Source organism: Neorhizobium sp. P12A (assembly GCF_008365395.1).
In the GTDB taxonomy this organism is placed as follows: Bacteria; Pseudomonadota; Alphaproteobacteria; order Rhizobiales; family Rhizobiaceae; genus Rhizobium.
Genome location: NZ_QOVX01000002.1, coordinates 278,490 through 291,195, shown reverse-complemented (window position 1 = coordinate 291,195; position 12,706 = coordinate 278,490). Strand labels below are relative to the sequence as shown.

Below are 12,706 nucleotides of genomic sequence, written 5' to 3'. Positions count from 1 at the left end.
GGTCCGATCACATTTTTGCAACGCAACATTTTTCTTTTGTGAACAGTCCGTCTCGGTCTGTCGCCCTTCGCCTCAACAAGTGTCGTCGATATATTCACCGTCAAGTTGACACTCCAGGAGGCAGACATGTCCTTTCGCCCTGTAAAACATCAAAGCATCGCGCAACCGACCATGGAAGGCGCTGGCGTCAAGCTGCATCGCGTCTTCGGTTTCGGCGACCCGTCCCTCACCGACCCGTTCCTGATGATGGATGATTTCCGCAATGACAATCCGTCGGAATATATCCGCGGCTTTCCCTGGCACCCGCATCGCGGCATCGAGACGATCACCTATGTGCTGGCCGGAACGGTCGACCATGGCGACAGCCTCGGCAATCAGGGCCAGCTTGGCGCCGGCGACATCCAGTGGATGACAGCCGGCAGCGGCATCATGCATCAGGAAATGCCGAAAGGTGATTTCGCCGGGCGCATGCATGGCTTCCAGCTCTGGGCGAACCTGCCCTCGTCGCTGAAAATGACGGCGCCGCGCTATCAGGATGTCAAATCAGCCGACATTCCCGTTGTCGTCGACGATGACGGAACGGCGGTGCGCGTCCTCTGTGGCAACTTCTGGGGCAAGGCGGGTCCGGTCGACGGCATCGCCGCCGAGCCGATCTATCTCGACGTTTCGGTGCCGCCGGGCAAGAAGAAGCGCCTGCCGGTCGATACCTACCGGACTGCATTCGCCTATATCTTCGCCGGCTCGGGCACCTTCCGCGATGCTTCGAAGCCTTTCGGCGTCCGCGTCGAGAAGGAAGTCAATGGGGAAGAGGTCAATATTCGGGACATGTCCGGCAACCGGACGCTCGTCGTCTTCGACACCGGCGACGAAGTGACCGTGCAAGCTGGCGAACAGGGCATCCGCTTCCTCCTGATCTCGGGCAAGCCGATCGAGGAGCCGGTCGCCTGGCATGGACCGATCGTCATGAATTCACGCGAAGAGATCATGCAGGCCATGCGCGAGCTTCAGAACGGCACCTTCATCAAGGCCCCGCACTAGGCCTCGTTGACCGAAGCCCAAAAGAAAACAGCCCGGGTAAAACCGGGCTGTCGATTGATCTGGGATAGCTTGGCGAGCGTCTAGCGATTTCCGCCGCTGCCGCGGCCACTTCCGCCGCCGTTGCCGTTGCCACCACCATTGCCCTGGCCGCCGTTACCGCCGCCGTTGCCCTGGCCACCGTTGCCGCCGCCATTACCACCGCCGTTATGCGGATCGCTGCCGTTACCGCCGCCATTACCCTGGCCGCCGTTACCGCCGCCATTACCCTGGCCGCCGTTGCCGCCGCCATTGCCTTGGCCACCGTCACCGCCGCCATTGCCCTGGCCGCCGTTACCGCCACCATTGCCCTGGCCGCCGTTGCCGCCGCCATTGCCCTGGCCGCCGTTTCCGCCGCCATTGCCCTGGCCGCCGTTACCGCCACCATTGCCCTGACCGCCGTTATCGCCACCGTTGCCCTGGCCACCGTTGCCGCCGCCATTGCCCTGACCGCCGTTACCGCCGCCATTACCCTGACCGCCGTTACCGCCGCCATTACCCTGACCGCCGTTACCGCCGCCATTGCCCTGGCCGCCGTTACCGCCACCATTGCCCTGACCGCCGTTATCGCCACCGTTGCCCTGGCCACCGTTGCCGCCGCCATTGCCCTGGCCGCCGCTGCCGTGGTCGCCGCCATTGCCTTGGCCACCGTGGTCTCCGCCACGTCCGCCATGGTCACCACCGCGTCCGCCGTTGCCTTGGCCACCGCTGCCGCCACCATTGCCTTGGCCGCCGCTGCCGTGGTCGCCGCCACGCCCGCCATGATCGCCACCGCGGCCACCGTTACCGCCTTGGCCCTGGCCGCCGTTGTTGCCGCCATTGCCCTGGCCGCCATGATCGCCACGGCCACCGTGGTCTCCACCACGTCCGCCATGATCGCCACCGTTACCACCTTGACCGTGACCGCCGTGATCGCCGCGTCCGCCACGGTCGCCACCTCGGCCACCGTGATCGCCTTGGCCGCCGTTGCCCTGGCCGCCGTGGTCGCCACGGCCACCATGATCACCACCACGGCCACCATGATCACCACCACGACCGCCATGGTCGCCGCCACGTCCACCGTGATCATCACCACGACCGCCGTGATCACCGCGGCCACCATGGTCACCGCCACGTCCGCCGTGTTCACCGCCGCGACCGCCATGGTCGCCACCTTTGCCGCCATGGCCGTGGCCGCCGTGATGGCCGCCATTGCCGTTGTTCCCACCGTTACCGTTGTGATCGCCGTCGCCATCGTGGCCGTGATGACCACCGTCGTGTCCATGGCCATTGTGGCCGCCATGGCCGCCGTTACCGTTGTGACCGCCATTGCCATTGTGGTCGCCGTGACCGTTATGGTCGTGGCCGCCGTGATGGTGGCCACCATGATGATGGTCGCCGCCACCGCCATTGCCGCCATCACCACCGTTGCCGCCGTCACCTCCATTTCCACCGTCGCCGCCATTGCCACCGTCGCCGCCGGAGCCGTTGTCGCCGCCGTTACCGCCCGACCCATTGTCCCCGCCGTTACCGCCGGAACCGTTGTTGCCGCCGCCATTATTGCCCGAGCCGTTGTCGCCGCTGCCATTGCCGCCGCTGCCGGAACCATTATTACCGTTGCCACCGGTGCCGTTGCCGGCAGAGTCGCCACCGGTACCGCTGTTGGTGCCCGAGCCGCCATTGCCGCCGGTCCCACCTGATCTGGAGGTACGGAATCCCTTCGAGTTGTTCTGCCCTGAGGAGGACGGATCGGATGTCGGGTTTATCGTTGCTGTCGGCTTGCACAGTATTGCCGCTATGGAGCCGGGCGCCGCATGCGCGCAATCCGCTGCTGATTGAGCACTAACTAAACTTGTAGTTGCAAGCAAGAATGCAGCACTTGCTGCTATGATTATGCCATAGTGTTTCATTACGCTTCCCCTCCCTTGCCAAGGTCTTTGAGCTTAACGTTGCGTTAGGATGTACTTAACCGAACGTTAATTACAATAAATCTTCATGATGAGAGGGTTTAGGCAGATTTAACCTGTGATTTTTCTAGTTATACATTCGCGGCTAATTCCTTTAATCACTCCGAAAGATGCGTATGCCTAAATGATTACTCCGATTCTGTATCGAAGTGGCACTTTCGCCTTTTACGGGAGACTTTCTCATGAGAATCCTGCTTTTTGTGGCGTTTGCGTTTGTTTCAGTGATTAGTTCGAATGAACCGAGTTTCGCCAATTCTCACCTAGCCTCCACGCGTTCCGTCGGCGCGCCGCCGGCCTTCGTGTCGGCCTGTCACCGCTATGCCTGGCTTTGCAGCAACCGGCCTGGACGAGCCATGAGCGATAATGAGGCACTGTCGCTGCTGAAGCAGGTCAATAGCCGGGTGAACGCGGAAGTAATCCCCGCCGAGGATGTTGCAACCTCCGGCAAACAGGATTACTGGTCGCTGCCGATTAACGGACGCGGCGACTGCGAAGACTATGCGCTCCTGAAGAAGAAGGAATTGCTCGACGCCGGCTTCAAGTCGGACCGGCTTGCAATGACCGTCGTGCTCGATCGAAACGGCGGAAACCACTCCGTCCTGATGGCTCGTTTGGATAGCGGCGACTATGTGCTGGACAATCTCGGCAGCCGGGTCAAACCCTGGGAAGACACCGGCTATACTTTCATCGCCCGACAGAATTTCGAGAACCAACGGAGCTGGCAGGTTATTCTGGCCGGACCACGGGCGCGCCTGATCGCATCGAAATAACTTTTACATCGGATGGGACGAAGGACCGCAAGTTGCGGTCCTTTCTGTTCGGTCGCCGCTTGACGGGCAGTTTCCTTACCATTATTCATAAAGTCATCCGATGACTTTATGAATATGATCTCGATGGAACCTCTCTCCCGCAGCAGCCTGGCTGAAAACGCCGCCGACAGTATTCGCGCCGATATTCTCGCGCATCGTTGGGCCGTCGGCGAAAAGCTGCCGAACGAAGCCACGCTGTCGACCACACTCTCCGTCAGTCGCGGCACGATCCGCGAGGCCGTGCGCGTCCTCGTCTCCCAGGGCTATCTCGAAACGCGGCAGGGGTCGGGCACCTATGTCCGCTCGACCGTCGATGCGACGCGAACCCTCGGCATGGCCCGCAGGGCCGGATTGCGTGACCAGTTCGAGGCGCGCTGCGCGCTCGACGTCGAGGCTGCGCGGCTTGCGGCGATCCGCCAGACACCCGCCGTCATTGCCGAATTACGCGCGCTGCTTGCTGCCCGAGGCCATTCCACCGATAGCGATCGCGCGGCTTTCGTCGCCCGGGACATCGCCTTTCACAAGGCGGTCATCGCCGCCTCCGGCAACCGGGCGATGATCGAAATCTATGAATTCTTCTCCGCCTCGATCCAGGAAACGATCGAAGCGACCATCTCCGCCGAGGTGCCCGAACCCGACATGCAGGCGCATGCCGAGATCGTCGACGCCATCGAAACCGGCGACCCGCAACAGGCCGATGCCGCAGTGCGCCGTTTCATGGCGCCCGTCATCGCCGCATTGGACAGGATGCTGCTGTCATGAGCCAATCCATATCGCAAACGTCAGACATCCTCAGCGACGCCGAAGAGCCGCTGATCGACGCGGAAGCCGATAGCATCCCCCAGCCGCAGCCTCCAGTCCTCCAGAGCGCTGCCGGCCGGATTATTCTCGGCGTCAGCCTCGTTCTCATTGCCTTCAATCTTCGGGCGATCTTCTCCAGCGCCTCGGCATTGCTGCCCGAGATCCGCACGGAACTCGGCCTATCGGCGACCGGCGCCAGCCTGCTGACCACCCTTCCCGTCGTCTGCCTCGGCCTCTTCTCGCCGCTTGCCGCCAGGCTTGCGCAGCGTATCGGCTCGGAGCGGACATTGCTTGGCGTGCTGGTCCTCCTGGCAATCGGGACGGCCATGCGCGGGCTGCATTCCGTCCCTCTGCTCTTTCTCGGAACGGCGATTGCCGGCGGCTGCATCGCAGTCGGCAACGTTCTCCTGCCGGGGCTGGTCAAGCGCGATTTCGCGGACAAGGCCGCACTTATGACCGGCTTTTACACGATGGCGCTTTGCGCCAGCGCGGCCGGTGCTGCCGGCCTCACCTTGCCCGCGGAACGATTTTTCGGTGGCTCGCTCGACATGGCGCTCGCCATCTGGGCGCTGCCGGCCTTCGTCACCATGCTGATCTGGCTGCCGCAGGCGCTTTCCGCGGGCAAGCAGGCTCGAAAAACCGGCTTCCGCGTCGAAGGATTGTGGAAGGACAGGCTGGCCTGGAAGGTCACGCTCTTCATGGGCTTCCAGTCGGCGCTCGCCTATTGCGTCTTCGGCTGGCTGGTTCCGATCCTGCGCGAGCGCGGCGTCGACGGCGTCACGGCTGGCGCCATCGTTTCGGTGTCGGTCATGGTGCAGGCGGCGTCCTGCCTCGTTTGCCCGCACATCGCCGTACGCGGCAAGGACCAGCGGCTGATCAACGTGGCGCTCTGCGCGATAGCGGTTATCGCGCTGCTGGGGCTGCTTTTTGCGCCGCTCTCCACCGTCTGGCTCTGGGCCGTGCTGCAGGGTATCGGACAGGGCGGGCTGATCGCCGTCGCACTCACCGTCATCGTCCTCAGGTCTCGCGATGCCCATGTCGCGGCACATCTGTCCGGCATGGCGCAATGCGTCGGCTATCTCCTGGCCTCGATCGGCCCGCTGATCGTCGGGCTGATCCGCAGTTGGACGGGCGGCTTCGGCTGGACCGCGGTTCTATTCGTCCTCCTCGGCCTTGCGGCGGCGATCAATGGTTGGCAAGCCGGACGCACGGGGCATGTCGGGGCACGGACTGTCACCATCAAACCCGAGTGATCGGTCCCCTGCCAGTGGATTCTGCCTTGCCGCAGGAGCATCGTGACATAGGTACGTTCCTATGTCTTACCAGGAAAAGCTTGCGACTGGCGCAACGTCAGAAGCGCCAATGGACGAGCCGGCATTTGCCGCGCTCTCACTCAATCCCCAAGAATGGGCTCTCTTTCTTGATATCGATGGTACGCTGATCGATCTTGCGGAAACGCCGGATAGGGTCGTGGTACCTCCTAGCTTACCGGCCAATCTCCATGCCTTGTCCGAAAGACTGGGCGGCGCTCTGGCGCTGGTGACGGGACGGACGGCGTCGCTCGCCGACAGCCTGTTTTCGCCCTTCAAATTTCCGATCGCCGGGCTGCACGGCGCCGAGAGACGGGACGCTGAGGGCCAAATCCGGCGTATTCACATCACGCCCGCCTTCGAGGCGATGAAGGCGGCGATCGCCGGGGAGGCGAAGGCCTGGCCGGGCGTTCTTATCGAGGACAAGGGTGCTGCCGTCGGCGCGCATTTTCGCCAGGCTCCAGAGCATCAGGCCGTCGTGGACGAGATGATGCAACGCCATATCAGGGCGGCTGGCCCCGACTGGACCCTGCAGCGCGGCAAGATGGTGGTCGAAATTCGCCCCGCCCGCGCCGACAAGGGTGCGGCGATCGAGGCCTTTCTGGAGGAGACGCCTTTCAAGGGACGTCGTCCGCTCGCGATCGGCGACGACGTCACCGACGAAGCGATGTTCCATGCCGTCAACCGCATCGGCGGTCAGTCCCTGCGTGTCGGTCCGCTCAATGCGCAGACCGTCGCCCGTTCGTCCATCCCCTCTCCTGACGCTCTTCGCCACATGATCGGGAGGCTCGTGGCGTGAGCATTTTCAGCACCATTTGTTTTTTGCCTGAAAGGATATTTCCGTGAGCCGTCTTGTTGTGATTTCCAATCGTGTCCCCGTCCCTGACAAAGGCGGCATTGCGCCGGCGGGCGGGCTTGCCGTCGCCTTGCACGCTGCGCTGGAAGAACGCGGCGGCATATGGATGGGCTGGTCGGGAAAATCCAGCGGTGAACGCGAGCCGGAGCCGCTCTCCCAGAAGGTCCAGGGCAAAATCACCTATGCCCTCACCGACCTCACCGACACAGATGTCGAGGAATATTATCACGGCTTTGCCAACCGCGTTCTTTGGCCGATCTGCCACTACCGGCTGGATCTTGCTGAATACGGGCGCAAGGAGATGGCGGGATATTTTCGCGTCAACCGCTTCTTTGCCCATCGCGTCGCGCCGCTGATCAAGCCCGACGACATCATCTGGGTGCACGATTACCATCTCATTCCGCTTGCCGCGGAACTTCGGCAGATGGGATTGAAGAACCGCATCGGCTTCTTCCTGCATATCCCCTGGCCGCCGGCCGATGTGCTCTTTGCAATGCCGGTGCATGAGGAGATCATGCGCGGGCTTTCGCACTATGATCTCGTCGGCTTCCAGACGGACCATGATCTCGAGAATTTCGCCGGTTGCCTGAAGCGTGAGGGAATGGGCGGAGCGCTGGGCGATAATCTCTATTCCGCACAGGGCCGAACCTTCAAGGGCGGCTTCTACTCGATCGGCATCGAGACCGCCGCATTTGCCGATTTCGCCAGGCGCGCCGCCCACCAGAGCATGGTGCGCAAGGCGCGCCAGAGTATCGAAGGCCGCGACCTGATCATCGGCGTCGACCGGCTCGATTATTCAAAGGGCATCACCCAGCGGATCGACGCCTTCGAACGCTTCATCAAGGCCAATCCCGCGCATCAGGGGCGCGTGACCTATCTGCAGATCACGCCGAAATCGCGCTCGGAAGTGCCGGAATACGAAGCGATGCAGCGCATGGTCGCCGAGCAGGCCGGTCGGGTGAACGGCGCCAGCGGCACCGTGGACTGGGTGCCGATCCGCTACATCAACCGCTCCGTCGGCCGTCATATCCTGGCCGGACTATACCGGCTGGCGAAGGTCGGCCTCGTAACGCCACTGCGCGACGGCATGAATCTCGTGGCCAAGGAATATATCGCCGCACAGGACCCCGAAAATCCCGGCGTTCTGGTGCTTTCCCGCTTTGCCGGCGCTGCCCGCGAACTCTACGGCGCGTTGCTCGTCAACCCATACGACGTCGAGTCGACCGCAAACGCGATGGCACGGGCGCTGAACATGCCGCAGGAAGAGCGTATCGAGCGCTGGCGGGGCATGATGAACCACCTGCTCGAATACGACGTCTCGCGCTGGTGCAACGATTTCCTCAAGGACCTGACCTCGGACTAGAGCCCTTACCGGCTCTGGCGGCGTCGCAAATAATCCGTTTTACAGCGCTGCCACCTTCGTGCGACGAAACCCCTTGCTCTAAAAAGACATAAGGCATCGGGAAACCGGCTCGCTTAGGCGTTCCGACATCCCTCGACAGGCAGGATATGGTTTCATGGCGCGCCCGAACATTCTCATCATCATGGTCGATCAGCTCAACGGAAAGTTCTTTCCGGATGGCCCGGCCGATTTCCTGCACGCGCCGCATCTGAAGGCGCTGGCGGCCCGTTCCGCTCGCTTCCGGAACAACTATACCTCGTCGCCGCTCTGCGCTCCGGCCCGTGCCTCCTTCATGGCCGGACAGCTGCCGAGCCGGACCGGCGTCTATGACAACGCCGCCGAATATGTCTCGTCGATCCCGACCTATGCGCATCATCTGCGCCGCGCCGGTTACTACACGGCTCTGTCGGGCAAGATGCATTTCGTCGGGCCCGACCAGCTGCACGGCTTCGAGGAGCGGCTGACGACCGATATCTATCCGGCTGATTTCGGCTGGACACCCGACTATCGCAAGCCCGGCGAGCGCATCGACTGGTGGTATCACAATCTCGGTTCGGTGACCGGCGCCGGCGTTGCCGAGATCACCAACCAGATGGAATATGACGACGAAGTCGCCTTCCTCGCCAACCAGAAGCTCTATCATCTCTCTCGCGAGAATGACGACCAGGGCCGCCGCCCCTGGTGCCTCACCGTTTCCTTCACCCATCCGCACGATCCCTATGTGGCACGGAAGAAGTTCTGGGATCTCTATGAGGGCTGCGAGCATCTGCTACCCGAGATCGGCGCCCTTCCGGACGACGAGCAGGATTCGCATTCGAAGCGGATCATCCATTCCTGCGACTACCAGAATTTCGACGTGACCGACGACAACGTCATGCGCTCGCGCCGCGCCTATTTCGCCAACATCTCCTATATCGATGAGAAGGTCGGCGAGTTGATCGACACGCTGACGCGCACGCGGATGCTCGACAACACCTACATCCTGTTCTGCTCCGACCACGGCGACATGCTCGGCGAGCGCGGCCTCTGGTTCAAGATGAACTTCTTCGAGGGTTCGGCCCGCGTGCCGCTGATGATCGCGGGCCCCAACATCAAGCCTGGCCTGCATCTGGAGCCGAGTTCCAATCTCGATGTGACGCCGACCATGACCGATCTCGCCGGCATTTCCATGGAGGACGTGCAGCCCTGGACCGACGGCATCAGCCTCGTACCGGTTATGAAGGGCGAAGGCCGCACCGCGCCTGTCTTAATGGAATATGCCGCCGAGGGCTCTTATGCGCCACTCGTCTGCATTCGCGAGGGCAAGTGGAAATATATCCATTGCGTGCTCGATCCGGACCAGCTTTTCGATCTCGACAGCGATCCGCTGGAGCTGAAAAACCTTGCCGACGATCCTGATTTCGCCGACATCGTCGCGAGCTTCCGCAGACAACGGGAGGAGCGCTGGGACATGGGCGCCTTCGACGCGGCCGTTCGCGAGAGCCAGGCGCGTCGCTGGGTGGTCTATGAGGCGCTGCGCAATGGCGCTTATTATCCCTGGGATCACCAGCCGCTGCAGCGCGCCTCGGAGCGCTACATGCGCAACCACATGGACCTCAACATCCTGGAAGAGAGCCAGCGCTATCCGCGCGGCGAGTGAAGAGGCGGGGCTAGTCCAGACGCGGGGCGCATAATCGCGCGTCGCTGCCGGTGACCGAGCCGATGACGACATCGATGCCGTAAAGCCGCTTCATCGTCTCAGGTGTCAGCACCTCAGCGGGGGCGCCGAGCGCGATCAGCCGCGCCTCGTGCAGCAACGCGACGCGGTCCGCGACCAGGAAGGCATGATCGGGATTGTGCGTCGACAGGATGATAGACAGGCCGCGCCGCGACAGCCTGCGGATATGCGCAAGCAACCGCATCTGGTTGCCGTAGTCGAGGCTCGATGTCGGCTCGTCCATGACGAGGATGGATGGCGATTGCGCCAGCGCGCGGGCGATCAGGACTATCTGCCGCTCGCCGCCGCTGATCTCGGTATAGGGACGCTCAGTGAGATGAGCCATGCCGAGACTCGATAGAGCCTCCGCCGCGGCGGCCCGATCGGCAGCGCCGGGCATGGCGAAGGGTTGCAGATGCGCTGCCCGCCCCATCAGCACCACATCGAAGACGGTGAAGGGGAAGAGCGCGGTATGGGCCTGCGGCACATAGGCGATACGCTTCGCGCGCTCGCGGCGCGACCAGCCGGAGAGCGGCTTGCCATCCAGTGTGATCTCGCCCGCTTTCAGCGGCAGCAGGCCGAGAACAGTCTTGAAGAGCGTCGTCTTTCCCGCCCCATTGGGGCCGAGCAGGGCCAACACCTCGCCTTCCGCCAGCGACAACGTTACATCCTCGCCAATCGTGCCTGTGCCATAGCCGAAAGAGAGCCTGCTAAGATCAAGCTTCATTGCCAGCCCCTCCTGCCTGAGGCCAGCAGCCAAAGGAAGAACGGCGCGCCGACGGCCGCCGTCAGGATACCGAGCGGCACTTCGATCATTGCGATCGTGCGGGCGAGCATGTCGACGACGAGGAGATAGGCACCGCCCAGCATCATCGAGGCTGGCAGCAAGCGGCGAAAATCGGGACCGACGAGCATGCGGGCAATATGTGGAATGACGAGGCCGATCCAGCCGATAATGCCTGAGATGGAGACGGCGGCCGCTGTGATCAGCGTGGCGGACAGGATCAGCGTGAGCCTTATCCGGCGCGTATCGACGCCGATCGACTGCGCCTCCTCGTCGCCGAGCGCCATCAGGTTCATCTGCCAGCGCAGCAGCACCAGCGGCACGAAACCGAGTATCAGGGCCGGGAGGATGGAGAGAATATCGCCGCGGGTAATGACGGTGAGGCTGCCGAGCAGCCAATAGGTGATGGCCGGCAGCTGGTCATAGGGATCGGCGAGGATCTTGATCAGCGATATGCCCGCGCCCACCAGCGCCGCCACGGCGATGCCGGCCAGCACCAACGTCAATGCCGGATCGCGGCCACGCATGGTCGCTCCAACAGCATAGACTGATGCCACCGCAATCAATCCGCCGAGGAAACTCGAAATCTGGATGAGCACCACGGGAAGCGAGAGAAATATGCCGAGCACTGCACCGAGGCTGGCACCGGCCGAGACGCCGAGGATATCCGGCGATACCAGCGGATTGCGGAAGAGGCCCTGATAGGTGGCGCCGGCCGCCGAAAGCGCAGCACCTATGCAGAGCCCGGCAGCGACGCGCGGCAGGCGGACATTCCAGAGGACGGCCGACAGGATGGGATCGACCTTTTGGCCCGTCAAAGCCGCGCCGACCGCATCGAGCAATTGGATCGGTCCGGCACCATATTTTCCAACCGTCATCGAAAGGCAGGCGAGGATGAGCACGCCGGCGACGCCGAGCCACAGGAGGCCGTTGCGTGACGAGGTCCGCGCAGACACTGCCTCTCCTGCCGCTAGTTTTGCGATGTCGCGGCACCTTTCAGCAAGCCTGCCAATTGCTCATCCGTCAGATCGACCTGATAGAAGAGCTTGTAGAAATTTCTGACTTCGCCGGACAAGTCGAAGGTGAAAACCTTCGGATAAAGCAGCTTTTCCAGCCAGGCGATGCCGATCAAGCGGTTGATGCCGGGCGGCGCATCGAACCAGCCGAAGGGCAGGCTCGGCGTGACGAAAACTCGGCTGTTCTTTACGGCGTCAATGCTCGCCCAGGTCGGATCGCTCTTGACGGAGGCCGCGAATTTGCTGCTGGCGGCGAGGATCGTATCCGGGTTCCAGGAGAGGATCTGCTCGAGCGAGACTTGCGTCAGCCCGCCCTTGCCCGCAGCGGCCGCGACATTGGTTGCGCCAGCCGCTTCCAGGATTTCCAGGTTGATGGAGCCTGCGAGCCCGGTTTCGAGACCCGTCGGGCCGCGGCCGTAATAGACCTTCGGGCGCCAGTCGGACGGAATCGTCGCGAGCTTGTCGTTGAGATCCGTCAGCTTGGCGTCGGCATAGTCCGCAAGCGTCTTGGCGCGATCAGGTACGCCGAGGATATCGCCCGCCTGTTTCAGCGTCTCGGCGCTCTTTGCGAAGCTGCCGTCGATCAGCACGTAGGGAATGCCGGTCTGCGCCTGCACCTTGTCAGCCAGCGAGGCATAGGTCGGATTGACCGTGCCGACATCGATGATGAGATCGGGCTTGGCGGCGATGACGGATTCCATGTTCGCCGTACCGCCCTTGCCCGCCAGCCGGCCATAGGCGGGCAGATCACGGACTGACGGCATCAGGAACGGCTTTTCCGCATCGCTCGGCGCCTGCACCCAGCCGGTCAGCTTATCGGGCGCAAGCACATAGACGAGCACGGAAGCCGGCGGGCCGGCGGCCAACACGCGGCTGATCTTGTCGGGAATATCGACCTTGCGGCCGGCGGCGTCGGTGATCGTTCGAGCGTCGGCGGCGGACAGAAATCCAAGAAAAGCAAATGAAACAGCCGCAATGAATTTCAGCATCGCAAATCGCGCCCTGATCGAAA

11 protein-coding genes are annotated in these 12,706 nt (G+C 62.7%); 8 read left to right on the top strand and 3 right to left on the bottom strand.

Annotated elements, in window-relative coordinates; translation table 11 throughout:
• Positions 1-126 precede the first annotated feature (126 nt).
• The 8 genes from DTW90_RS07435 to betC all read left to right on the top strand — a co-directional run bounded on the left by DTW90_RS07435 (position 127) and on the right by betC (position 9,837).
• On the top strand, positions 127-1,038 hold the full coding sequence (locus tag DTW90_RS07435; protein ID WP_149337423.1) for a pirin family protein: 912 nt from the start codon (positions 127-129) through the stop codon (positions 1,036-1,038).
• A gap of 206 nt (positions 1,039-1,244) precedes the next feature.
• Positions 1,245-2,753 carry a hypothetical protein gene (locus tag DTW90_RS37025; RefSeq protein ID WP_188079898.1) on the top strand — a complete coding sequence of 503 codons (1,509 nt, stop codon included), beginning with the start codon at positions 1,245-1,247 and terminating at the stop codon, positions 2,751-2,753.
• A 449-nt stretch (positions 2,754-3,202) separates the two neighbouring features.
• The gene (locus tag DTW90_RS07430; RefSeq protein WP_132520479.1) at positions 3,203-3,790 is read left to right on the top strand and encodes a transglutaminase-like cysteine peptidase; all 588 of its coding nucleotides are present in this window, start codon (positions 3,203-3,205) and stop codon (positions 3,788-3,790) included.
• Between the two features lie 123 nt (positions 3,791-3,913).
• Complete coding sequence (locus tag DTW90_RS07425; RefSeq protein ID WP_149338376.1) at positions 3,914-4,591, top strand: FadR/GntR family transcriptional regulator; 678 nt, start codon at positions 3,914-3,916, stop codon at positions 4,589-4,591.
• Positions 4,588-5,883: an MFS transporter gene (locus DTW90_RS07420; protein ID WP_149337421.1), complete on the top strand. Its 1,296-nt coding sequence runs from the start codon at positions 4,588-4,590 to the stop codon at positions 5,881-5,883. Before DTW90_RS07425 ends, DTW90_RS07420 begins: the two co-directional genes overlap by 4 nt.
• A gap of 61 nt (positions 5,884-5,944) precedes the next feature.
• On the top strand, positions 5,945-6,739 hold the full coding sequence (gene otsB / locus DTW90_RS07415) for a trehalose-phosphatase (RefSeq protein WP_149337419.1): 795 nt from the start codon (positions 5,945-5,947) through the stop codon (positions 6,737-6,739).
• Positions 6,740-6,782: 43 nt separating this feature from the next.
• Positions 6,783-8,159 carry an alpha,alpha-trehalose-phosphate synthase (UDP-forming) gene (otsA, locus tag DTW90_RS07410; RefSeq protein ID WP_132520470.1) on the top strand — a complete coding sequence of 459 codons (1,377 nt, stop codon included), beginning with the start codon at positions 6,783-6,785 and terminating at the stop codon, positions 8,157-8,159.
• A 154-nt stretch (positions 8,160-8,313) separates the two neighbouring features.
• Positions 8,314-9,837: a choline-sulfatase gene (betC, locus tag DTW90_RS07405; protein ID WP_149337417.1), complete on the top strand. Its 1,524-nt coding sequence runs from the start codon at positions 8,314-8,316 to the stop codon at positions 9,835-9,837.
• 10 nt (positions 9,838-9,847) lie between these two features.
• Here the strand turns inward: betC and DTW90_RS07400 are convergent, their stop codons facing one another.
• From DTW90_RS07400 to DTW90_RS07390, 3 genes are read right to left on the bottom strand one after another with little or no spacing between them, the layout of a single operon-like run.
• A complete protein-coding gene (locus DTW90_RS07400; RefSeq protein WP_149337415.1) occupies positions 9,848-10,621 on the bottom strand; it encodes an ABC transporter ATP-binding protein in 774 nt (257 codons plus the stop codon).
• Positions 10,618-11,634: an iron ABC transporter permease gene (locus tag DTW90_RS07395; RefSeq protein WP_246664908.1), complete on the bottom strand. Its 1,017-nt coding sequence runs from the start codon at positions 11,632-11,634 to the stop codon at positions 10,618-10,620. The genes DTW90_RS07400 and DTW90_RS07395 overlap by 4 nt, the downstream gene beginning before the upstream one ends.
• A 14-nt stretch (positions 11,635-11,648) precedes the next feature.
• On the bottom strand, positions 11,649-12,683 hold the full coding sequence (locus DTW90_RS07390; protein ID WP_149337411.1) for an iron ABC transporter substrate-binding protein: 1,035 nt from the start codon (positions 12,681-12,683) through the stop codon (positions 11,649-11,651).
• Positions 12,684-12,706 lie beyond the last annotated feature (23 nt).

Bases quoted from the DNA above. Each gene is read 5' to 3' on its own strand.
- DTW90_RS07435 (WP_149337423.1), top strand. From the start codon at position 127: ATGTCCTTTCGCCCTGTAAAACATCAAAGCATCGCGCAACCGACCATG.
- DTW90_RS07390 (WP_149337411.1), bottom strand. From the start codon at position 12,683: ATGCTGAAATTCATTGCGGCTGTTTCATTTGCTTTTCTTGGATTTCTG.
- DTW90_RS37025 (WP_188079898.1), top strand. From the start codon at position 1,245: ATGCGGATCGCTGCCGTTACCGCCGCCATTACCCTGGCCGCCGTTACC.
- DTW90_RS07420 (WP_149337421.1), top strand. From the start codon at position 4,588: ATGAGCCAATCCATATCGCAAACGTCAGACATCCTCAGCGACGCCGAA.
- DTW90_RS07400 (WP_149337415.1), bottom strand. From the start codon at position 10,621: ATGAAGCTTGATCTTAGCAGGCTCTCTTTCGGCTATGGCACAGGCACG.
- otsB (WP_149337419.1), top strand. From the start codon at position 5,945: ATGTCTTACCAGGAAAAGCTTGCGACTGGCGCAACGTCAGAAGCGCCA.
- DTW90_RS07425 (WP_149338376.1), top strand. From the start codon at position 3,914: ATGGAACCTCTCTCCCGCAGCAGCCTGGCTGAAAACGCCGCCGACAGT.
- DTW90_RS07430 (WP_132520479.1), top strand. From the start codon at position 3,203: ATGAGAATCCTGCTTTTTGTGGCGTTTGCGTTTGTTTCAGTGATTAGT.
- betC (WP_149337417.1), top strand. From the start codon at position 8,314: ATGGCGCGCCCGAACATTCTCATCATCATGGTCGATCAGCTCAACGGA.